The organism is Pseudomonas sp. P7759 (assembly GCF_013386445.1).
Lineage (GTDB): Bacteria > Pseudomonadota > Gammaproteobacteria > Pseudomonadales > Pseudomonadaceae > Aquipseudomonas > Aquipseudomonas azotoformans_A.
Genome location: NZ_JACART010000026.1, coordinates 102,425 through 123,710, shown reverse-complemented (window position 1 = coordinate 123,710; position 21,286 = coordinate 102,425). Strand labels below are relative to the sequence as shown.

20 protein-coding genes are annotated in these 21,286 nt (G+C 59.4%); 18 read left to right on the top strand and 2 right to left on the bottom strand.

From position 1 onward, the window contains the following. Nucleotides 1-83 precede the first annotated feature (83 nt). Nucleotides 84-995 carry a LysR family transcriptional regulator gene (locus HX823_RS20095; protein ID WP_003209548.1) on the bottom strand — a complete coding sequence of 304 codons (912 nt, stop codon included), beginning with the start codon at nt 993-995 and terminating at the stop codon, nt 84-86. Between the two features lie 168 nt (nt 996-1,163). Between HX823_RS20095 and HX823_RS20090 the strand changes: the two genes are divergently transcribed. The 18 genes from HX823_RS20090 to HX823_RS20005 all read left to right on the top strand — a co-directional run bounded on the left by HX823_RS20090 (nt 1,164) and on the right by HX823_RS20005 (nt 20,440). Next, a complete protein-coding gene (locus HX823_RS20090) occupies nt 1,164-1,874 on the top strand; it encodes a tellurite resistance TerB family protein (RefSeq protein ID WP_177076269.1) in 711 nt (236 codons plus the stop codon). Nucleotides 1,875-2,023: 149 nt separating this feature from the next. Next, nucleotides 2,024-3,646 carry a methyl-accepting chemotaxis protein gene (locus HX823_RS20085; protein ID WP_038849289.1) on the top strand — a complete coding sequence of 541 codons (1,623 nt, stop codon included), beginning with the start codon at nt 2,024-2,026 and terminating at the stop codon, nt 3,644-3,646. Then, on the top strand, nt 3,646-4,158 hold the full coding sequence (locus HX823_RS20080) for a chemotaxis protein CheW (RefSeq protein ID WP_038849287.1): 513 nt from the start codon (nt 3,646-3,648) through the stop codon (nt 4,156-4,158). The genes HX823_RS20085 and HX823_RS20080 overlap by 1 nt, the downstream gene beginning before the upstream one ends. Continuing rightward, nucleotides 4,155-5,414, top strand: coding sequence for a protein-glutamate O-methyltransferase CheR (locus HX823_RS20075; RefSeq protein WP_177076267.1), 1,260 nt, complete (start codon nt 4,155-4,157; stop codon nt 5,412-5,414). The genes HX823_RS20080 and HX823_RS20075 overlap by 4 nt, the downstream gene beginning before the upstream one ends. Next, on the top strand, nt 5,411-6,112 hold the full coding sequence (locus tag HX823_RS20070) for a chemotaxis protein CheW (protein WP_038849285.1): 702 nt from the start codon (nt 5,411-5,413) through the stop codon (nt 6,110-6,112). The genes HX823_RS20075 and HX823_RS20070 overlap by 4 nt, the downstream gene beginning before the upstream one ends. Beyond that, a complete protein-coding gene (locus HX823_RS20065) occupies nt 6,109-8,379 on the top strand; it encodes a hybrid sensor histidine kinase/response regulator (protein ID WP_038849282.1) in 2,271 nt (756 codons plus the stop codon). Before HX823_RS20070 ends, HX823_RS20065 begins: the two co-directional genes overlap by 4 nt. After that, nucleotides 8,376-9,386: a chemotaxis response regulator protein-glutamate methylesterase gene (locus HX823_RS20060; protein ID WP_038849278.1), complete on the top strand. Its 1,011-nt coding sequence runs from the start codon at nt 8,376-8,378 to the stop codon at nt 9,384-9,386. Before HX823_RS20065 ends, HX823_RS20060 begins: the two co-directional genes overlap by 4 nt. Before the next feature lie 51 nt (nt 9,387-9,437). Further along, the gene (locus tag HX823_RS20055; RefSeq protein ID WP_033899969.1) at nt 9,438-10,439 is read left to right on the top strand and encodes a diguanylate cyclase domain-containing protein; all 1,002 of its coding nucleotides are present in this window, start codon (nt 9,438-9,440) and stop codon (nt 10,437-10,439) included. A 373-nt stretch (nt 10,440-10,812) separates the two neighbouring features. After that, nucleotides 10,813-12,681 (top strand): hypothetical protein, encoded by a 1,869-nt coding sequence (locus HX823_RS20050; RefSeq protein ID WP_177076265.1) that lies wholly within the window; start codon nt 10,813-10,815, stop codon nt 12,679-12,681. A gap of 169 nt (nt 12,682-12,850) precedes the next feature. Further along, a protein-coding gene (gene prfB, locus HX823_RS20045; RefSeq protein ID WP_100215725.1) for a peptide chain release factor 2 occupies nt 12,851-13,946 on the top strand; the annotation gives its coding sequence in 2 pieces (ribosomal slippage) (nt 12,851-12,922 and nt 12,924-13,946; 1,095 coding nt in all). 32 nt (nt 13,947-13,978) lie between these two features. Then, a complete protein-coding gene (gene lysS / locus HX823_RS20040) occupies nt 13,979-15,478 on the top strand; it encodes a lysine--tRNA ligase (protein WP_177076263.1) in 1,500 nt (499 codons plus the stop codon). Between the two features lie 106 nt (nt 15,479-15,584). Beyond that, the gene (locus tag HX823_RS20035) at nt 15,585-16,301 is read left to right on the top strand and encodes a TetR/AcrR family transcriptional regulator (RefSeq protein WP_033902828.1); all 717 of its coding nucleotides are present in this window, start codon (nt 15,585-15,587) and stop codon (nt 16,299-16,301) included. 16 nt (nt 16,302-16,317) lie between these two features. Then, complete coding sequence (locus HX823_RS20030) at nt 16,318-16,866, top strand: hypothetical protein (RefSeq protein WP_177076261.1); 549 nt, start codon at nt 16,318-16,320, stop codon at nt 16,864-16,866. A gap of 21 nt (nt 16,867-16,887) precedes the next feature. After that, nucleotides 16,888-18,165, top strand: a complete 1,278-nt coding sequence (locus tag HX823_RS20025) for a flavohemoglobin expression-modulating QEGLA motif protein (RefSeq protein ID WP_028619119.1) — start codon at nt 16,888-16,890, stop codon at nt 18,163-18,165. A 156-nt stretch (nt 18,166-18,321) separates the two neighbouring features. Next, nucleotides 18,322-19,221: an alpha/beta hydrolase gene (locus HX823_RS20020; RefSeq protein WP_177076259.1), complete on the top strand. Its 900-nt coding sequence runs from the start codon at nt 18,322-18,324 to the stop codon at nt 19,219-19,221. Then, nucleotides 19,218-19,544 (top strand): hypothetical protein, encoded by a 327-nt coding sequence (locus HX823_RS20015; RefSeq protein ID WP_017738324.1) that lies wholly within the window; start codon nt 19,218-19,220, stop codon nt 19,542-19,544. Before HX823_RS20020 ends, HX823_RS20015 begins: the two co-directional genes overlap by 4 nt. A gap of 167 nt (nt 19,545-19,711) precedes the next feature. Further along, nucleotides 19,712-20,059: a hypothetical protein gene (locus tag HX823_RS20010; protein WP_177076257.1), complete on the top strand. Its 348-nt coding sequence runs from the start codon at nt 19,712-19,714 to the stop codon at nt 20,057-20,059. 186 nt (nt 20,060-20,245) lie between these two features. Beyond that, nucleotides 20,246-20,440 (top strand): hypothetical protein, encoded by a 195-nt coding sequence (locus HX823_RS20005; RefSeq protein ID WP_033902824.1) that lies wholly within the window; start codon nt 20,246-20,248, stop codon nt 20,438-20,440. A gap of 29 nt (nt 20,441-20,469) precedes the next feature. Here HX823_RS20005 and HX823_RS20000 read toward each other — a convergent pair whose 3' ends face one another. Then, complete coding sequence (locus tag HX823_RS20000; RefSeq protein WP_033902823.1) at nt 20,470-21,255, bottom strand: OmpA family protein; 786 nt, start codon at nt 21,253-21,255, stop codon at nt 20,470-20,472. Nucleotides 21,256-21,286 lie beyond the last annotated feature (31 nt).

Sequence of the window (21,286 nt, the reverse complement as noted above, 5' to 3'; positions counted from 1 at the left end):
CCTGACCTTCTCTTATGGGATGAACAGAGACTAGAGGTCAGGCGCGAGGTCAACAAATACTAAATACTGAATGCAGCATTCGATTAAATAGATGGCTTGCGTGGGTGCGGCTGTTCGCGGGCCACCGTCAGGAACGGGTCCACCAGCGCCGGACGTGCGGTGCCACGGCGCCAGGCCAGGCCGACGTCGAGGGTCTGGCTGAGGTCGGCAATCGGCCGGGCTTCAATGATGTCGCCTTCAAGCGACCAAGGCCGGTAGGTCATGTCCGGCTGGATTGACACGCCGAGGCCCGCCGCCACCAGGCTTCGCACGGCTTCGGTGGACGCGGTGCGCAACGTCACGCGCGGTTGCAGGCCCGCGCCGGTCCACATGCGCTGGGCGTTGTGGCCCATTTCATCGACGTTCAGCTGGATCAGCGGTTCACGCGCCACATCGGCCAGGTTGATGCTGTCGTGTTCCAGCAGTGGATGCTGCGCCGGTAGCCACAAGCGGTGCGGGGAGTGGGTGAGGACTTCGGTCTGCAAGGCATGGCGGTCTTCGAGGTTGGAGAGGATCAGCACGCCCACATCGATTTCGCCGCTGACCAGCAAATGCTCGATATACGGGCGCTCATCCTCCATCACGCGGATTTCCACATTGGGGTAGGCGCGCTGGAATCGCGTCAGCAGGTCAGCGAGGTAATAACCGGCCACCAGGCTGGTCACGCCGATGATCAGTTGCCCGGCGACCTGGTCGGTGCTCTGTTGCAGGCTGCGCTTGGCGTTGTCGACAGTGGCAAGGATCAGGTGCGCCTGGCGCAGGAATTGATGGCCCTGGTGGGTCAGGGTCATGCCCTTGGCATGCCGGTTGAACAGGTTGACGCCGATTTCCTGCTCCAATTGCTGGATCGCCAGGGTCAACGTGGACTGGGAAATGAACGCGGTCTGCGCGGCGGCGGAGATCGAGCCGGTCTCGGCCACGGCGATAAAATGCCGGATTTGACGCAAGGTCATCATGCTGGAATTACCAGTGGGGTGTTTTTATAGATTTGTTCGAGTGTATATCGATTTAAGCGAAGGGCGGCCGCGTTACATCTGGAAGCACTCTAGATCGAGGCTTTTTGGCACTTAGTTTTACGCTGGGGGCCTATTGGTCCTATGAACCCTAGTGTCTGGAGGCTACGAATGAATACCCGTGGATTGCTCGATCAGTTGCTCAAGTCTGGCCAGGACATGTTGCAAAACAAGGCTGGCGGCCAGCGTAAACAGGACGACAAAGGTGCATTGGGCGGTTTGCTCGGCGGTGGCGGCCTGGGCAGCCTGCTCGGTGGCGCGGGCGGCGGTGCCTTGGCGGCCGGCGCCATGGGCCTGCTGCTAGGCAACAAAAAAGCCCGCAAATTCGGCGGCAAGGCCCTGACCTACGGCGGTTTGGCGGCATTGGGCGTGATTGCCTACAAAGCCTACGGCAACTGGCAGGCCAACCAGGCCAATGCACCCCAAGGCGAGCCGCAGACCATCGACCGCCTGCCACCGGCCCAGGTCGAGCAACACAGCCAAGGCATCCTCAAGGCACTGGTCGCCGCCGCCAAGGCCGACGGCCATGTGGACGAACGCGAGCGCGAACTGATCGAAGGCGAATTCACCAAGCTGGACAACGACCGCGAACTGCAAAGCTGGCTGCACGCCGAACTCAACAAACCCCTCGACCCGGCCGACGTAGCGCGGGCTGCCGGCACGCCGGAAATGGCCGCCGAGATGTACATCGCCAGCGTGATGCTGGTGGATGAGGAGAACTTTATGGAGAAGGCCTACCTCGACGAACTGGCGCGCCAACTGAAACTGGAGCCGGGTTTGAAGCTGGAGCTGGAAAAACAGGTGCGCCAAGCGGCGCTCTGAGCCCATCGCTTTATCGAAGACACCCCGGATGCCATAAAGGCCCGGGGTGTTTTTGCATTCTGTAAGCGCTACATCAAAACCTGTTGATAAATGAGCGCTTGTGCTCAGCTATACTCCCCGGCATTTGATCGGCCCTTCGAGGAATTACTGTGAAGAACTGGACCTTGCGCCAACGGATCTTGGCAAGCTTTGCGGTCATTATCGCCATCATGCTGTTAATGGTTGTGGTCTCCTATTCACGGTTGCTGAAGATCGAAGCCAGCCAGGAAGCCGTCCGGGACGACGCGGTGCCGGGGGTCTATCTCAGTTCGATGATCCGTAGTGCATGGGTCGACAGCTACTTGGAGACCATCGATATCATCGGCCTGCGCGACGAAAAAACCCTCACCAATACGGATAAGTCGGACTACAAGTCTTTCGAGGCGCGTATTGCGCAGCAGATGGCCAACTACGAAAAGACCATTCATGGTCAGGCCGACCGTATGGAGTTCGACAACTTCAAGGCCGCGCATATCACCTATAACAAGGTACTGGCGCAATTGCTGGAGCGCGTCGACGCCAATGACCTGGAGGGTGCGCGTACGTTGCTGGAAGAGCAACTGACGCCGATCTGGACCGAAGGGCGCATGAAGCTCAACGACATCATCACCGAAAACAAAAACGTCTCCGACCGCGCCACTGCGGCAATCGACGAGTCGGTGCTGTCGGCCAAGATCAGTATGGCCGTGTCGCTCGCCGTCGCCATCCTCGCCGCCGGCCTGTGCGGTCTGTTGCTGATGCGCGCGATCATGGCGCCGATGCAGCGTATCGTCGACATCCTCGAAACCATGCGCGACGGCGATTTGAGCAAACGCTTGAACCTGGAGCGCAAGGACGAGTTCGGCGCTGTCGAAACCGGCTTCAATGACATGATGACCGAGCTGACGGCCCTGGTGTCCCAGGCCCAGCGTTCATCGGTGCAAGTCACCACCTCGGTGACCGAGATCGCCGCCACCTCCAAGCAGCAACAGGCCACCGCCACTGAAACCGCTGCGACCACCACCGAAATCGGCGCCACCTCCCGTGAAATCGCGGCCACGTCCAAGGACCTGGTGCGCACCATGACCGAAGTGTCCACCGCCGCCGACCAGGCTTCGGTCGCCGCCGGTTCCGGCCAGCAAGGCCTGGCGCGCATGGAAGAAACCATGCACTCAGTGATGGGCGCCGCCGACCTGGTCAACGCCAAGCTGGCGATCCTCAATGAAAAGGCCGGCAACATCAACCAAGTGGTGGTGACCATCGTCAAGGTTGCTGACCAGACCAACCTGCTGTCGCTCAACGCCGCGATCGAGGCCGAGAAGGCCGGTGAATATGGACGCGGTTTTGCCGTGGTGGCCACCGAAGTGCGTCGCTTGGCCGACCAGACGGCCGTGGCCACCTACGACATTGAGCAGATGGTGCGCGAGATCCAGTCGGCGGTGTCCGCTGGCGTGATGGGCATGGACAAGTTCTCCGAAGAAGTGCGTCGCGGCATGTTTGAAGTGCAGCAAGTGGGCGAGCAGTTGTCGCAGATCATCCATCAGGTCCAGGCCCTGGCGCCGCGGGTGTTGATGGTCAACGAAGGCATGCAGGCCCAGGCCACCGGCGCCGAGCAGATCAACCACGCCCTTGTGCAACTGGGCGATGCCAGCAGCCAGACTGTCGAGTCTCTGCGCCAGGCCAGCTTTGCCATTGACGAGCTGAGCCAGGTGGCGGTCGGTCTGCGCAGCGGCGTGTCGCGTTTCAAAGTCTGATGAGCGACCTCGCGGCTAAACGCGGCGCCGTCCCGGCAGCGAAAAAGGCGTTGTTCCTGGTGTTCTGCATCGGCAACGAACGTTACGCCCTCAAGGCCACCGAAGTGGCCGAGGTGCTGCCGCGCCTGCCGTTGAAACCCATCGCCCATGCGCCGCTGTGGGTGGCGGGCATTTTTGCCCACCGTGGCGCGCTGGTGCCTGTGATCGACCTCAGTGCCTTGACCTTTGGCACCGCCGCCCAGGCGCGCACCAGCACGCGGCTGGTACTGGTCAATTACCAGCCCGAGCCCTGGATTGAAGCGCGCTGGCTGGGACTGATCCTGGAGCAGGCCACCGACACGCTGCGTTGCGACCCGACGGAATTTCAGCCCTACGGCCTCGACAACCGCCAGGCGCCGTACCTGGGGCCGGTACGCGAAGACGCGTTGGGCTTGATGCAATGGATCGGCGTGAACGACCTGCTCACCGATGAGGTGCGCGCCGTCCTGTTTTCTGCCGAGCTGAGCCTATGAGCAGCGATCCGCGGTTCTTTGCCTTCCTTAAAGAGCGCATCGGCCTGGATGTCGCGTCGGTGGGCGAAGCCATCATCGAGCGCGCGTTGCGTCAGCGCAGCCAGGCCGTCAATGCGCAGACGGCCGGCGAGTACTGGCAGCACCTGCAAAGTTCCGAGGATGAGCAGCAGGCGCTGATCGAAGCGGTGATCGTCCCCGAAACCTGGTTTTTCCGTTACCCCGAATCGTTCGCGACCCTGGCCCGCTTGGCCAAGGCGCGGCTGATCGAAATCAAGCAGATGCGCGCACTGCGTATCCTCAGCCTGCCGTGCTCCACCGGTGAAGAGCCTTATTCGATTGCCATGGCATTACTAGACGCTGGCCTCGCGCCACACCAGTTCAAGGTGCTGGGCCTGGATGTCAGCCCGCTGTCGGTGGAGCGTGCGCGGCGCGGGGTGTATGGCAAGAACTCGTTTCGCGGTGGCGATATCGCCTTTCGCGATCGCCATTTCACCGAGTATGGCGACGGTTACCACATTGCCGACCGTGTGCGCGAACAGGTGCGCCTGCAAGTGGGCAACCTGCTCGATCCGGGCTTGCTGGTGAATGAGGCGAGCTACGACTTCGTGTTCTGCCGCAACCTGCTGATCTACTTCGACCAGCCGACCCAGAAGCAAGTGTTCGACGTGCTCAAGAGCTTGACCCACGTGGACGGCGTGCTGTTTATCGGCCCGGCCGAAGGCAGCCTGCTGGGGCGCCATGGCATGCGTTCAATCGGGGTGCCGCAGTCGTTTGCCTTCAGTCGGCATGCCGAGCCGGTCAAGCCGGAGCCCGTGTTTGTACCGATTGCCGCGCCTATCCCGCAACGCAGTGCCGCACCGATTCCGACCAAACCACGGCCGTTCAGCACGGCCAGCGCTCAAGTGGTGCCGATCAAGGCGCCGCACACCGATGCGGGCGACCTGCTCAGCCGCATCGCCACCTTGGCCAATGAAGGCAAGAGCACCGAGGCCCGTGCCGCGTGCGAGCAGTATTTGAGCAACCACCCGCCGGCCGCCCAGGTGTTCTACTGGCTCGGGCTGCTCAGCGACGTGGCTGGCAGTGCCCTGGAAGCCCAGGGTTATTATCGAAAAGCCTTGTACCTGGAACCCCAGCACCCGCAGGCCTTGATGCACCTGGCCGCGTTGCTCGAATCCCAGGGTGACAGTGCGGGGGCGCGCCGCCTGCAGGCGCGGGCTGCCCGTAGCGAGCGAGCTGACAGTGAGTCCAAACGATGAGTAACACCGAAGCGCTCGACACCGCCGGCCTGGACCTGACCCTGGCCGACACCCAAGCCATCGACGACTGCTGGAACCGCATCGGCATCCATGGCGACAAATCCTGCCCGCTGTTGGCGGACCATATCCATTGCCGCAACTGCTCGGTGTACTCGGCGGCAGCCACGCGATTGCTGGACCGCTACGCCTTGCATCAGGATGCGCACCGCGCGCATACCGCTGCTGAGTTGGGCGAAGACGTGGTCACCCGTTCCTTGCTGATGTTCCGTCTCGGCGAAGAATGGCTGGGCATTGCCACCCGCTGCCTGGTGGAAGTGGCGCCCTTGCAACCGATACATTCCCTGCCCCACCAACGCTCGCGCGCCTTGCTCGGAGTGGCCAATGTGCGCGGCGCGCTGGTGGCGTGCCTGTCGCTGGTAGAACTGCTGGGCCTGGAAACCACCAGCAACGGCGCCAGCGGTGGTCGCATCATGCCGCGCATGCTGATCATCGCCGCCCAAGACGGCCCGGTAGTGGTGCCGGTGGATGAAGTCGACGGTATCCACGCCATCGATGAGCGCACCTTGAAGGCGGCTTCGGCCTCCGGCACCCAGGCCAGCGCGCGCTACACCCAAGGTGTGTTGCAGTGGAAAGGCCGCAGCCTGCGTTGGCTGGACGAGGCGCAATTGTTGTCCGCCGTGACCCGGAGCCTCACATGACCCCCGACCAGATGCGCGATGCCTCGCTGCTGGAGCTGTTCAGCCTGGAAGCCGACGCGCAGACCCAGGTGCTGAGCGCGGGCCTGCTGGCCCTGGAGCGCAACCCGACCCAGGCCGACCAGCTTGAGGCCTGCATGCGCGCTGCCCACTCGCTCAAGGGCGCGGCGCGAATCGTCGGGGTCGACGCGGGCGTCAGCGTCTCCCATGTGATGGAGGATTGCCTGGTCAGCGCGCAGGAAGGTCGCCTGTACCTTCAACCCGAACATATTGATGCGTTGCTGCAAGGCACCGACCTGCTGATGCGCATCGCCACGCCCGGCAATGACGTGGGGCCTGCGGATATCCAAGCCTATGTGGCGTTGATGGAGCGCCTGTTGGACCCGTCCCAGGCGCCGGTCAAAGCGCCACTGCCGCCACCGGAACCTGCGCCTGTGGTTGAAGAACTGCCGCCGGAGCCCGCGCCAGCGCCGCCGGTGGCCGCCGAGCCGCTGCGCCAGAACAAGCGCATGACCGAAGGCGGTGAGCGTGTGTTGCGGGTGACTGCCGAACGCTTAAATAGTCTGCTGGATCTGTCGAGCAAATCCCTGGTGGAAACCCAGCGGCTCAAGCCTTATTTGGTCAGCCTGCAGCGCCTCAAACGTATTCAAAGCCAGAGTGTGCGGGCCCTGGATGCCTTGGACGGGCAACTCAAGACCCAAAATCTGAACCTGGAAGCCCAGGAAGCACTGGCCGATACCCGCCGCTTGCTCAGTGAAGCTCAAGCCCTGTTGGCGGAAAAAACCGCCGAACTGGACGAATTTGGCTGGCAGGCCGGACAGCGTGCCCAGGTGCTCTATGACACCGCACTGGCCTGCCGCATGCGCCCGTTTGCCGACGTGCTGGCCGGCCAAGTACGCATGGTGCGCGATCTTGGCCGCAGCCTCGGCAAGCAGGTACGCCTGGAGATCGAGGGCGAAAAGACCCAGGTCGACCGTGACGTATTGGAAAAGCTCGAAGCGCCGCTCACCCATCTGTTGCGCAATGCCGTTGACCACGGCATCGAAATGCCTGAGCAACGCCTGCTGGCGGGCAAGCCGGAGGAAGGTTTGATCCGCCTGCGCGCGTCCCACCAGGCCGGCTTGCTGGTACTTGAATTGAGTGATGACGGCAATGGCGTCGACCTGGAACGCCTGCGCGGCACCATCGTCGACCGGCATCTGTCGCCGCTGGAAACCGCTCTGCGCCTGAGCGAAGAAGAATTGCTGACGTTCCTGTTCCTGCCGGGGTTCAGCCTGCGCGACAAGGTCACCGAAGTGTCCGGGCGTGGTGTCGGTCTGGATGCGGTGCAGCATATGGTCCGCCAACTGCGCGGCGCAGTGGTACTTGAGCAGACGGCGGGGCAGGGCAGTCGTTTCCATCTGGAAGTGCCATTGACCCTGTCGGTGGTGCGCAGCCTGGTGGTGGAAGTCGGCGAAGAAGCCTACGCGTTCCCATTGGCCCATATTGAGCGCATGTGCGACCTGGCGCCGGACGACATCGTGCAACTGGAAGGCCGCCAGCATTTCTGGCATGAGGGCCGGCATGTTGGCCTGGTCGCCGCCAGCCAGTTGTTGCAGCGCCCGACGGGGCAGAGTCAGTCGGACACCTTGAAGGTCGTGGTGATCCGCGAGCGCGACGCCGTGTATGGAATTGCCGTGGAGCGTTTTATCGGCGAGCGTACCCTGGTGGTGCTGCCGCTGGATGATCGCCTGGGCAAGGTCCAGGATATTTCCGCCGGCGCATTGCTGGATGACGGCTCGGTGGTGTTGATCGTTGACGTTGAAGACATGCTGCGTTCGGTGGACAAGTTACTCAATACCGGTCGATTGGAACGGATTGCCCGGCGCAGCCAACAAACCACCGAGGCACCGCGTAAGCGGGTGTTGGTGGTGGATGACTCGTTGACGGTGCGTGAGTTGCAACGCAAATTGTTACTTAATCGTGGTTATGAAGTGGCCGTGGCGGTCGATGGCATGGACGGCTGGAACGCCTTGCGCTCCGAAGACTTTGACCTGTTGATCACTGATATTGATATGCCTCGTATGGACGGTATTGAATTGGTCACACTCTTGCGCCGAGACAGTCGCTTGCAATCTTTGCCGGTGATGGTGGTGTCCTACAAGGATCGCGAAGAAGACCGACGCCGTGGACTGGACGCCGGCGCCGACTATTATTTAGCCAAAGCCAGTTTCCATGATGACGCCCTGCTGGACGCCGTGGTGGAGCTGATCGGAGGCGCGCGCGCATGAGGATTGCGATCGTCAATGACATGCCCCTGGCGGTGGAGGCCCTGCGCCGCGCCTTGAGCTTCGAGCCAGCGCATCAAGTGGTCTGGGTGGCCGCCAATGGCCTGGAAGCGGTGCAGCGCTGTGCCGAGCTGACGCCGGACCTGATTCTGATGGACCTGATCATGCCGGTGATGGACGGCGTGGAAGCCACCCGCCAGATCATGGCCGAGACCCCGTGCGCCATCGTGATTGTGACCGTCGACCGCCAGGCCAACGTCAGCCGGGTGTTCGAAGCCATGGGTCACGGCGCCCTGGACGTGGTGGACACACCGCCCCTGGGCGTGGGCAACCCCAAGGATGCGGCGGCGCCGCTGCTGCGTAAAATCCTCAATATTGGTTGGCTGATCGGCCAGCGCGGCAGCCGCGTACGTGCCGAGGCAGCGCCGCAACGTGCCACCGGTAAACGCCAGAGCCTGGTGGCAATCGGTTCATCGGCCGGTGGCCCGGCTGCCCTGGAAATCCTGCTCAAGGGCTTGCCCCGGGACTTTTCCGCGGCCATTGTGCTGGTGCAGCATGTGGACCAGGTGTTCGCCGCCGGCATGGCCGAGTGGCTGGGCAGCGCCTCCGGCCTGCCGGTGCGCCTGGCCCGTGAAGGCGAGCCCCCGCAAAGCGGCGTGGTGCTGCTGGCCGGCACCAACCACCACATTCGGTTATTGAAAAATGGCACGTTGGCCTATACCGCAGAGCCGGTGAACGAGATATACCGGCCTTCTATCGATGTGTTTTTCGAAAGCGTGGCCAGCCATTGGAATGGCGATGCCGTCGGCGTACTGCTGACCGGCATGGGGCGCGACGGGGCCCAGGGCCTCAAGTTGCTGCGTGAACAAGGTTATTTGACCATCGCCCAGGATCAGCAAAGCTCGGCGGTGTATGGCATGCCCAAAGCGGCGGCGGCAATTGATGCTGCTGTTGAAATTCGCCCACTGGACAGAATTGCGCCCCGATTGCTGGAGGTCTTTGCAAAGTGAACATGACTTCTCGCGGTGCCGGCTTGCAGGTAGTAATTCAGGTGACTGCACATGAATGATTTACAGATCGACGACATCAAGACCGACGAAAACGCCGCCATGGTGTTGTTGGTCGACGACCAGGCCATGATCGGCGAAGCCGTCCGGCGTGGCCTGGCCCATGAAGAAAACATCGACTTCCACTTCTGTGCCGACCCGCACCAGGCGATTGCCCAGGCGATCCGTATCAAGCCGACCGTGATCCTGCAAGACCTGGTGATGCCGGGCCTCGACGGCCTGACCCTGGTGCGTGAATACCGTAATCACCCGGCCACCGCGAATATCCCGATTATCGTGCTGTCCACCAAAGAAGATCCGCTGATCAAGAGCGCGGCGTTTTCGGCCGGGGCCAATGATTATCTGGTCAAACTGCCGGACAACATCGAGTTGGTGGCGCGTATTCGCTATCACTCGCGCTCGTACATGACCCTGTTGCAGCGGGATGCGGCTTATCGTGCGCTGCGGGTCAGCCAGCAACAGTTGCTGGACACCAATCTGGTACTGCAACGGCTGATGAACTCCGATGGCCTGACCGGGCTGTCCAACCGTCGTCACTTTGATGAATACCTGGAGCTGGAGTGGCGTCGGGCCATGCGTGATCAGACTCAGTTGTCGTTGTTGATGATTGATGTGGATTTCTTCAAGACCTATAACGACAGTTTTGGGCACGTTGAGGGTGATGAAGCCTTGCGCAAGGTGGCGGCGACCATTCGTGAGGCCAGCAGTCGGCCTTCGGATTTGCCGGCGCGCTATGGGGGTGAGGAGTTTGCGTTGGTATTGCCGAATACTTCGCCCGGAGGGGCGCGACTGGTGGCTGAAAAACTGCGGATGGCGGTGGCAGCACTGAAAATCCCGCATAACGCACCGACCGAGGGTTCGAGCCTGACTATCAGCATTGGGTTGTCGACAATGACACCGCAGCAGGGGACGGATTGCCGGCAGGTGATCTTGGCGGCGGATAAGGGCCTTTATACGGCCAAGCATAACGGGCGCAATCAGGTAGGGATTGAATGAAGCCTGCGTCGCCATCAATGCTTGATGGATGGCGACGCATTGGTTTTTTATAGTTTTAAACGTTGTAAGTGTCTGTGAGTTTTAGTGCTCTACATATTTAAAGTTACACTCAAGTGCTGAACCAGACTTCTCCGAGTGCCACTGATTAATTGCTATCAATACTTCAGCAAGAGTGGCGATTACTATGATAACGGCACCAGTTCAAACCCCTCTCCCCTATAGGGCGGCCCCCGCTGTTGCTCTCGACTATTCCTCCGGCAACGCCGAGGCCACCAACAATTCCTCAGCCCCTCAAGCTGCACGAGATTCATCGAGTCATACTGTTGCGTCCCGTGAACGCCGAGCCTTCTCTGGTCAGCTTCGCGCCGGGCTCATGAACGCCCCTGATTCGTCCTCCAGCAGTCGGCTGGAAGTACCTGAGGGTCGCGCATGGAACCTATTGTCCGGTGCGCAAGCCCTGAATAAAACTCAGCGTGAGGAACTGAACACCTATGTCAATGGCCACACAGGCGTCGATGGCCAGACATTGTTGGATTTACTGGTGGCTTCTGCGGGTTCAACACTTAACCCTCAAGACGGCCCGGGAAAACAACTGCGTAATTTGTTTGAAAGTTCTGCTGCCCAAGCACTTGGCGAGCAATTGGCGTCGCACTTCAAGGGTACCATCAATGCCAGCGCCGAAGATTGGGTCAAGATTGCACTGATCAATCAACTGGATCGATCAGCGGGAACCGAGCATCGAAAGATCGCCGGCTATGACGTCCAGCAAAGCAGTAACCAAGGTAAATCCTATGGTGAAATTACCCGTGATTTCGCGGCGCACCTAGTGACCGCTGGCAAGGCAAATGAACAGAATTCAATGGCGATGGCACACTTGTTATTGGCTGGAGTCGCTCCGGAACTGACGCTCGCGGGCGTCCCGCCCACACTGCAATTCGGCAGCATCGAGTCAGTCAACCTGGCTGCAGCTGTTCACTATTTTGCAAATATGTTACCCAGTGTCCTTAATAACGATGAGGTGTTGGTAGAGGACGCTGTCAACTATTTCAACACCGCTAAGGAGGAGGGGCATGCGCTATCCAAAAAGCAAAGCTTTATGTTGGCGGCCATGGATTGGGCCAGGCTCAACGGTGTTGTGCACAACAATCCGAATTATGAATATAGCGAACAGGAATTCGCCACTGCGGGGGCTGAAGTTGCCCGTCGAATAAAGATCATGTCAGACGCAGCGACCACGTTGAATGAACCGCTCAAAACCCGCACGGAACTGGCGATTGAAGCGTTGGAAGGGATATATTCTGACGAAGACGATGAGCCTGATTTAACATCGGATATACTCCGGCGGTGGCCTAGAGGGCGTTATGAGTTGACGTTGATCACTTCACTTCTTGATCTTTATTTGAGCGAGAAGTTTGATAGTTTTGATGAATACCACTCAATGGACACCCACAAGCTAAAATATCTACCTTTTGTGCCTGAGCTGAAAAAGTTAGAAAGTCCCGCTGCTCTTTTCGAGGCGTCATACACTAAACATTTGAACTCGCAAAGGGCAGCCTTTACTGAGATTTTCAAATTGGAGTTGGAGGGCTTGCCCGCACAGGATAAAGCAATCTTGGCCAGTGCTGATATTACTGTTAGCGGTCGTACACTTGAGCGCGATCCCGACAGTCCGCATTACAGTTTTCTCGATGCGCCTCTAAAGGTATTGATAAAGGCAGTTACGCCGGCTCCAGACTCCAAGATTTACTATTATGTAAGAAGTCATGACGTGGCAGGTATCCGTCGGGCTGATGGTATCGAAAAAAAGATGCATTTATCGCTCGCCTTCAATTATTTTAACTCTCATGAATGGGCGCGTTGGGATGCCTCCCACGCAAGCGAACTGGACAGTGACACGTCGAAGGTGGCCAAGCACCGGTTGGATGCCTTGGCCGGCACATTGAGTCGGTATTTCCGGCCTGATAACCAACAAGTTAAAGCAGAAGCCTATGGTGTTACCGAGGCTGAGCGTAAACAGGCGAAAAACAAAGCATTTCACAATTTTTTACTTGGGTTTATTCCTTTTTACAACTCGGTGAAAAGCTTTGCGGCAGGCAATATCAATGACGGTTTTTTCTACCTGGGGGTTGATGTGCTAGGTATTGTTGCTGGGGCTATCAAAGGGGGGAGCTTGTTAGCGGAAGTGGTGACGAGCTCCGCCGTGAAAACCCCCTTCAAGGTGATGAAAACAGTTACAACCTGATCGTGGCTAAAGGCGGTTTCTTTGGCAGGAGCCGCCTGATCAGGTTCTTTTCAAGCGAGTCTGTCAGGTAGGGTTCCGTCACCACAATCGACCAAGCGGGCTGCCGTTTCCTGCCGTTTTCCGTTATACTCGCCGGCTTTCAAAAGTTCGCCAACGAGTGCTGCCCGCCATGGAAATCAACCCGATCCTTAACACCATCAAGGACCTGTCCGAGCGCTCCGAAACTATTCGGGGGTATCTTTGACTACGATCAAAAGCATGAGCGTCTGACCGAAGTCAATCGCGAGCTTGAAGATCCTGCTGTCTGGAACAAACCTGAATACGCCCAGGAACTGGGCCGCGAGCGCGCTGCGCTGGCGCAGATCGTCGATACCCTCGACGAACTGAACACCGGTCTGGCCGATTGCCGTGACCTGCTGGACATGGCCGTCGAAGAAAACGACGAAGGCGCAGTGGGCGATGTTGTCGCCGAACTGGCCCGTCTCGAGGAAAACCTCGCCAAACTCGAATTCCGCCGCATGTTCAGCCACGAGATGGACCCGAACAACGCTTACCTGGACATCCAGGCCGGTTCCGGTGGCACCGAGGCCCAGGACTGGGCCAACATCCTGCTGCGCATGTACCTGCGCTGGGCCGACAAGCGCGGTTTCGAAGCGACCATCATGGAACTGTCCGCCGGTGAAGTCGCCGGTATCAAGGGCGCGACCGTGCACATCAAGGGTGAATACGCCTTTGGCTGGTTGCGCACCGAGATTGGCGTACACCGCCTGGTACGCAAGAGTCCGTTCGACTCCGGCAACCGTCGCCACACTTCGTTCTCTGCGGTGTTCGTCTCGCCAGAGATCGACGACAAGGTCGAAATCGAGATCAACCCGGCCGACCTGCGCATCGACACCTACCGCTCCTCCGGTGCCGGTGGTCAGCACGTAAACACCACCGACTCGGCCGTACGTATCACCCACGTACCGACCAACACCGTGGTCAGCTGCCAGAACGAACGTTCCCAGCACGCCAACAAGGACACCGCCATGAAAATGCTGCGGGCCAAGTTGTACGAGCAGGAAATGCAGAAACGCAACGCCGCGTCACAAGCGCTGGAAGACACCAAGTCGGATATCGGCTGGGGTCACCAGATCCGCTCTTATGTGCTCGATGCGTCGCGGATCAAGGATCTGCGCACTAACATCGAACGCAGTGACTGTGACAAGGTGCTCGATGGCGACATCGACGAGTATCTGGAAGCCAGCCTGAAATCAGGCCTGTAACACCCTAATTCTGTGATGGAAAATTTAAAGACATGAGCGACCAACAACTCGACCAGGCCCTGCAACAGGAAGAAAACTCCCTGATCGCCCTGCGCAAGGAAAAGCTTGCTGCCGAGCGCGCCAAGGGCAATGCCTTCCCCAACGACTTCCGCCGCGAAAACTACTGCGATGCCCTGCAGAAGCAGTACGCGGACAAGACCAAGGAAGAGCTGGCAGAGGCTGCGATCCCGGTCAAGGTGGCAGGTCGCATCATGCTCAACCGTGGCTCGTTCATGGTGATCCAGGACATGACCGGTCGCATCCAGGTCTACGTCAACCGCAAGACCTTGCCTGAAGAAACCCTGGCCTCGGTGAAAACCTGGGACATGGGCGACATCATCGCCGCCGAAGGCACCCTGGCCCGTTCCGGCAAGGGCGACCTGTATGTGGAAATGACCAACGTGCGCCTGCTGACCAAGTCGCTGCGCCCGCTGCCGGACAAGCACCACGGCCTGACCGACACCGAACAGCGCTACCGCCAGCGCTACGTTGACCTGATCGTCAACGAAGAAGTGCGCCATACGTTCCGTGTGCGCTCGCAAGTGATCGCGCACATCCGTACCTTCCTGATGCAGCGCGACTTCCTGGAAGTGGAAACCCCGATGCTGCAAACCATCCCGGGTGGTGCTGCAGCCAAGCCGTTCGAAACCCACCACAACGCGCTGGACATGGAAATGTTCCTGCGTATCGCGCCGGAGCTGTACCTCAAGCGTCTTGTTGTGGGCGGCTTCGAAAAAGTGTTCGAGATCAACCGCAACTTCCGTAACGAAGGCGTTTCTACCCGTCACAACCCAGAATTCACCATGTTGGAGTTCTACCAGGCCTACGCCGATTACGAAGACAACATGGACCTGACCGAAGAACTGTTTCGCGAGCTGGCGCAGCTGGTCCTGGGCAGCACCGACGTGCAGTACGGCGATAAGGTGTTCCACTTCGGCGAGCCGTTCGTGCGTCTGTCGGTGTTCGATTCGATCCTCAAGTACAACCCTGAGTTGACTGCCGACGACCTGAACGACATCGACAAGGCCCGTGCCATCGCCAAGAAAGCCGGTGCCAAGGTGCTGGGCTTCGAAGGCCTGGGCAAACTGCAGGTAATGATTTTCGAAGAGCTGGTCGAGCACAAGCTGGAACAGCCGCACTTCATTACCCAGTACCCGTTCGAAGTGTCGCCGCTGGCTCGTCGCAACGATGACAACCCGAATGTCACCGACCGTTTCGAGCTGTTCATCGGTGGCCGCGAAATCGCTAACGCCTACTCCGAGCTTAACGACGCGGAAGACCAGGCCGAGCGCTTCATGGCCCAGGTGGCCGACAAGGACGCCGGTGATGACGAAGCCATGCACTACGACGCTGACTTCGTCCGCGCCCTGGAATACGGCATGCCGCCAACGGCCGGTGAAGGCATCGGCATCGACCGTCTGGTGATGCTGTTGACCAACTCGCCGTCGATCCGCGATGTGATCTTGTTCCCGCACATGCGGCCACAAGCGTAACCGAAGCGAAATCCGAAGCCGCCTTTTATAAGGCGGCTTTTTTATGTGGCGTCTTTAAGCGTCAAGCAAACAGCGCCAGGTTTTGATCTATTCAAGGATTTGAGTCGTGAACCGCGTAACCGCTCAAGAAGGCGCCGCCGGCATTGCCGCTGCCGTGGCTGAAAGCGTCCAGTACCAGGGCCGCAAGGCCAGTCGTCGGGGTAGCGAGCAGCGCAGGCAAGACATCCTCGATGCAGCCATGCGCATTGTGGTGCGCGATGGTGTACGGGGTGTGCGTCATCGGGCTGTGGCGGCGGAGGCCGGGGTGCCGTTGTCGGCCACCACCTACTATTTCAAGGATATCGATGACCTGCTCACCGATACCTTCGCCCAATACGTCGAACGCAGCGCCGCGTTCATGGGCAAGTTGTGGGTACGCAACGAAGGGCTGCTGCGCGAAATGGTGGCCTATGGCGATGGCAGCCCACAATCACGCTCGCAACTGGCTGATGACATTGCGCGCCTGACTGCCGATTACGTCTTGCGCCAACTGACCAACCGTCGTGAGCACCTGATGGCCGAGCAGGCGTTCCGCCAGGAAGCCTTGCTCAACCCGCGCCTGGCCGAGTTGGTGCGCTCCCACCAGCAGATTCTGTTGCAGGGCACCGGGCAGTTTTTTCAGGTGCTGGGCTCCCGCGAGCCACAACAGGATGCCAAAGTGTTGACGGCGATAATCAGTCGGATGGAATATCAGGGCCTGCTGGGCGGCGCAGAGCCTCTGACCGGTGAAGAGATGCTTGAGATCCTCAAGCGTTACATGCATTTGGTGTTGGCCTCGGTCTGACACCGGGGGATGTCCAATGAAAACCTGGCGTGTGGCGGTAATCGCCTTGTCGTTCCTGCTGCTGAGCGGTTGCCTGGTGACCTTCAAGGATCCGCTGCCGGCCCATGACGCCGCGCCGCAGGCCCTGCTGGGCCAATGGTCGAGCAAAAACGCCTGGGGTGAACCGCTCAACCTGCACATCACCGCCATGGGTGAACACCGTTACAAAGCCGTGAGCTACCCTACAGCCAAGCCGGGCCAGCGTGATGAGTACCTGTTCAGCGTTTCGCGCCATGGTAGCCGCTGGTATTTGTCGGCGCCGCTGCCGGCCAAGCTCGGCGGGAACTTCATCCTGGCGGGCTTCGAAATCAACGAAAAGCATGAATTGGTGGTCTACAACCTCGACCTTGAGCAGATCCATCAAGCCATCGGCCAAAAGGCGTTGCACGGCAGTACCGTGGAAACCGTCGAAGGTGCAGGCGTATTGGTGGACAGCCCCTTGGACCAGGTATTTGTTTACCTGGATGACCCGGCCAATGCCGATGTATTCGTGGAAGCCGTGCGCTACCAGCGCGCGGGCAAATAACGTTTAAAGAGGAAGCACCGGGTGGACGATTACCAGCAGACGATACGCACCTTGTCTGATCGCATTGTGCTGGCGCAAACACCGATTCGCGTCCTCGACGCCGTGAAGTGGGACGAGAATATTCGCCAGGGATTCCTCAAGGCCAAGGGCAAGGAAATGCCCGCGGTGAGCCGCGACTACTACCTCAACCGGCCGCTGGCGTTCGACTCCAGCGCGGTCAAGCTGGAGTTCCAGAACATCGAGCGCGACATCACCCGTCGCCTCGGCCAATTCAGCCCGGTCGGGCAGATCATGCGCCGCATGTGCAAGGAATACCGCATGGTGGTGCGCATGCTTGAAGCACGTGGCACCGAGGATTTCGGCCTGATTTCCCAGGAACTTTATGGCGCGGCCTCCGATGCGTTCCACGCCGGCGACCCGACCCTGGCTGACCTGGGCCTGATGCTGTCGGACTACCTGAACAACATCGACGGCCGTGGCGACTTGAAGGACGAGGCCAAGACCCTCACCGCCAAGGACGCCGTGGCCCTGCTGCAAACCCGCCTGAACAAAGTGTTTGGCGAGGCCGAAGAGACCATCCGCGTGTTCGAGTCCGACGGCATCGTTGCCGACGCGGCGGCGGGTGCGGACTACATCAAGATCCGCGCCGACGCGATGTTCAACGACCGCGACGTGCGCGCCCTGGAAGTGCATGAAGGCCTGGTGCATGTCGGCACCACCCTCAATGGCCAGAACCAACCGATCTGCACCTTCCTGTCCAAGGGCCCGCCGTCGTCCACCGTGACCCAGGAAGGCCTGGCGATCCTGATGGAAATCATCACCTTCGCTTCCTACCCGAGTCGCCTGCGCAAGCTGACCAACCGCACCCGGGCCATCCATATGGTGGAAGAGGGCGCCGACTTCCTGCAGGTATTCGAGTTCTTCCGCGAACAAGGCTTTGAGATGGCCGAAAGCTACGGCAACGCCAGTCGCGTTTTCCGTGGGTCGGTGCCGACCGGTCTGCCGTTTACCAAGGACTTGTCCTACCTTAAGGGCTTCATCATGGTCTACAACTACATCCAACTCGCCGTGCGCAAAGGCAAGCTGGAACAAGTGCCGCTGCTGTTCTGCGGCAAGACCACCCTGGAAGACATGCGCACCTTGCGCCAACTGGTGGACGAAGGCCTGGTGGTACCGCCCAAGTACCTGCCGGAGCAGTTCCGTGACATGAACGCACTGGCGGCGTGGATGTGCTTCTCCAACTTCCTCAACCACTTGAGCCTGGATCGGATCGAGGCGGATTACTCCAATATCCTTTGACGAAACCGGATCGACCTGTGGGAGCGGGCTTGCTCGCGAAAGCGGTACATCAGATATACATAAGTTGACTGATACACGGCTTTCGCGAGCAAGCCCGCTCCCACATTTGAATCTCTGAAAGATTTAAAATTTCGAATAATAGCGAGGCTTCAACGGATGAGAATCCTCGGCATTCTGTGCCTGCTACTCACATTGAACGGCTGCAGCTCGCTGCTGTTCTACCCCGAGCCCGGCCTGCCGTTCACGCCGGAAAAAGCCCACCTGTACTACCGTGACGTGACCTTGACCACTGCCGACGGCGTGAAGCTCCATGCCTGGTGGTTGCCGGCCAAGCCCGGTGTACCGCTCAAGGGCACGGTGCTGCATTTGCATGGCAACGGCGGCAACCTGGCCTGGCACCTGGGCGGCAGTTGGTGGCTGCCCGAGCAAGGCTACCAAGTGCTGTTGCTGGACTATCGCGGCTATGGCTTGTCGCAAGGCAAACCCTCGCTGCCCGCGATCTATCAGGACGTGGACGCGGCGTTCAGTTGGATCGACCAGGCGCCGGAAACCCAGGGCCAGCCGCTGATTGTTCTCGGCCAAAGCCTGGGCGGGGCGTTGGCGGTGCACTACCTGGCCGCCCATCCGGAGCGCCAATCTCAGCTCAAGGCTTTGGTGTTGGACGGCGTCCCCGCCAGTTATCGTGACGTAGGACAATTCGCCCTGAGCACTTCCTGGTTAACATGGCCGTTTCAGGTGCCCCTGTCCTGGCTGGTGCCGGACGCAGACAGCGCAATATATGCCATACCGAAACTGACGCGCGTGCCGAAGCTGTTGTTCCACAGCCTGGACGACCCGATCGTGCCCGTGGCCAATGGCATCCGCCTCTACCAGGCCGCGCCACCACCCCGAGTGCTGCAGTTGACCCGGGGCGGTCATGTGCAGACCTTTGCCGACAAGACCTGGCAAACGGTGATGCTGCGCTACCTGGACGACCCGCAGCACTTCAACGGCTTGCGCCGCCTGGGCGAGATTCCGAACTTTCCTAAAGTTGATTCATCAGAGAGCCCGCAATGAGCGAAGAACGCAACATGATCCCGCTGATCCTTACCGGTATCGGCACCATCATCGGCACCGTTGGCTGCCTGTGGTTCTACGGTTACCTGCACTTTGCCAAGCCGGAAGATGCCCTGCTGCTCAGCGATTTCACCATGCTCAAGACGGTGCCGGGCGAGGACTACAAGATCTCCCTGACCCCGGCCGCGCAAGTGGCGCAGTGCGTGGATGGCGTGCTGGTGATGTTCGACACCGAGCAGAAAGGCCTCAGCGGCGTGTTGGTGAACAACAAGAAGCAGGCTGTGCGATGCATGGGGCAGGAAACCCCGCAATTGCAGCAGTGAAGGCGGTTTTTGCCGGTGTGGGAAAGCGCCTTTTTGCGTATCGACTAATGATTTAACGTATGTCAGGCACTCGGCTGGCCGGAACCAGCCCCGTATGTTCACCACAGATCATGGACTGATTGGCAACGCTGATCGGTCCATTTTTTATTAGTCTGGAGTGAGCATATATGGCTGGAATAAACGGAGTATCGGGCGTAGGAAGCATGGGTAATGGTGGAAATGTCGGCGGGGGCGCTCCATCAAGCCAAGGCCTCGATCAGCAGATCCAGGACGTTCAAAGTAAAATTGAAGACTTGCAGTCACAAGGTGCTAAAGGCGGCCAGGGCAGCCAGGGCAGCCAGGGCGGTGGTCAGCTCGATGAGTTGATGAAATTGCTGGAAAAGCTGCTTAAACAAAAAAATGATCAAGGTGCACAGGGCGCTCAAGGTGATCAAGGCGCACAAGATGGTCAGGCCGGCAGCCAGGGCCAGATCCAAATGCCGGAGACCCAGGGCACAGGCAAGGTCGGCGGTTAAACGCCACCTCTCGAAAACCGCCCTTTCAGGGCGGTTTTTGCGTGCTCAATCCGCTATTCAGCTTGTAACGACGTGAGTGGCGTACTGCAGGGTGTCGCACGTCATGCAGATGAAATGGAAATGTCTGGAACCGGTTCGACTTAAATGCCACATAAAATGCGGCTACCTACATAGATTGGGTCGACGATGAAAATACATATTCCTGTATTGGAAAACATGTTGGCCATGGCAAGGCAGCATGTGGCGCTGGAACAGGAAGCCGCTCGCAGGTACAAGCGCGATCAAGGCAGGGACGAGCAAGCGAGCGCGAAGATTGAAATGCCAGCCGAGGACACGAATCGCACTATCCAGTTTGACGAGCCGAAAAAAAACCCACCGTGAGGTGGGTTTTCTTATCCAACGCCAATCAATCAGTTGGCAACGGAAGACCGTGGCTTGACGGGCTGGTTGTCGTTGGAGATGGTCACTTCAACGCGGCGGTTCATGGCACGGCCCGAGACGCTGCCGTTGTCGGCAACCGGGTATTCCTTGCCGTAGCCCTGGGTCACGATGCGCGAGATATCCACGCCTTGTTGAGCCAGTGCGCGTTGTACCGAAGCGGCACGACGCTCGGACAGGCTTTGGTTGTACGAATCGGAACCGGTGCTGTCGGTGTAGCCTTCGACGATCACTTTACGGTCCGGGTTATCGCGCAGGAACTGAGCCAGCTTGGTGATGTTCACCAGGCCGCTGGATTTCAGGTCGGACTTGTTGGTAGCAAACAGCACGTCGCCAAAAGTTACCAGCGTGCCGCGATCGGTCTGCTTGGCGTTCAGGCTGTCCTGAAGTTGCTTGATTTGCGCATCGCGGGCATCCAGCAAGGCGCGGGCACGTTCGTCGCCGGCGTTTTTCAGCTTGGCTTCGGACTCACGCAGCACGATGGTGTCTTTGGCCACTTCAACACGCTGGTTGGTCAGGTAGGCCAGTTGGTCGACTTTCTTCTGGTCTTCCTTGTCGCGGTAGGCCTTGTCAGCCTTGTCCAGCCATTCGCTGGCGTCCTTGGTTTCCAGGGCCGCGAGCTTGGTGGCTTGCGGGTTGGTCTGCAGGGAGGAGAAGTTGGTCCGCGCATTTTCCAGGTTCGCGTTCGGCGGGGTGGAGCAGGCCGCCAGTGCAACGCTCATCGCCAGCAGGGCAGGGATCATCAATTGTTTACGCATAGTCGTGTCGTCCTTTCAATTCTTTATCGGG

Excerpts from the sequence above, each read along its gene's own strand:
- HX823_RS20095 (WP_003209548.1), bottom strand. The coding sequence starts at position 995 with ATGATGACCTTGCGTCAAATCCGGCATTTTATCGCCGTGGCCGAGACC.
- HX823_RS20090 (WP_177076269.1), top strand. The coding sequence starts at position 1,164 with ATGAATACCCGTGGATTGCTCGATCAGTTGCTCAAGTCTGGCCAGGAC.
- HX823_RS20080 (WP_038849287.1), top strand. The coding sequence starts at position 3,646 with ATGAGCGACCTCGCGGCTAAACGCGGCGCCGTCCCGGCAGCGAAAAAG.
- HX823_RS20075 (WP_177076267.1), top strand. The coding sequence starts at position 4,155 with ATGAGCAGCGATCCGCGGTTCTTTGCCTTCCTTAAAGAGCGCATCGGC.
- HX823_RS20070 (WP_038849285.1), top strand. The coding sequence starts at position 5,411 with ATGAGTAACACCGAAGCGCTCGACACCGCCGGCCTGGACCTGACCCTG.
- HX823_RS20065 (WP_038849282.1), top strand. The coding sequence starts at position 6,109 with ATGACCCCCGACCAGATGCGCGATGCCTCGCTGCTGGAGCTGTTCAGC.
- HX823_RS20060 (WP_038849278.1), top strand. The coding sequence starts at position 8,376 with ATGAGGATTGCGATCGTCAATGACATGCCCCTGGCGGTGGAGGCCCTG.
- HX823_RS20055 (WP_033899969.1), top strand. The coding sequence starts at position 9,438 with ATGAATGATTTACAGATCGACGACATCAAGACCGACGAAAACGCCGCC.
- HX823_RS20050 (WP_177076265.1), top strand. The coding sequence starts at position 10,813 with ATGAACGCCCCTGATTCGTCCTCCAGCAGTCGGCTGGAAGTACCTGAG.
- lysS (WP_177076263.1), top strand. The coding sequence starts at position 13,979 with ATGAGCGACCAACAACTCGACCAGGCCCTGCAACAGGAAGAAAACTCC.
- HX823_RS20030 (WP_177076261.1), top strand. The coding sequence starts at position 16,318 with ATGAAAACCTGGCGTGTGGCGGTAATCGCCTTGTCGTTCCTGCTGCTG.
- HX823_RS20020 (WP_177076259.1), top strand. The coding sequence starts at position 18,322 with ATGAGAATCCTCGGCATTCTGTGCCTGCTACTCACATTGAACGGCTGC.
- HX823_RS20015 (WP_017738324.1), top strand. The coding sequence starts at position 19,218 with ATGAGCGAAGAACGCAACATGATCCCGCTGATCCTTACCGGTATCGGC.
- HX823_RS20010 (WP_177076257.1), top strand. The coding sequence starts at position 19,712 with ATGGCTGGAATAAACGGAGTATCGGGCGTAGGAAGCATGGGTAATGGT.
- HX823_RS20005 (WP_033902824.1), top strand. The coding sequence starts at position 20,246 with ATGAAAATACATATTCCTGTATTGGAAAACATGTTGGCCATGGCAAGG.
- HX823_RS20000 (WP_033902823.1), bottom strand. The coding sequence starts at position 21,255 with ATGCGTAAACAATTGATGATCCCTGCCCTGCTGGCGATGAGCGTTGCA.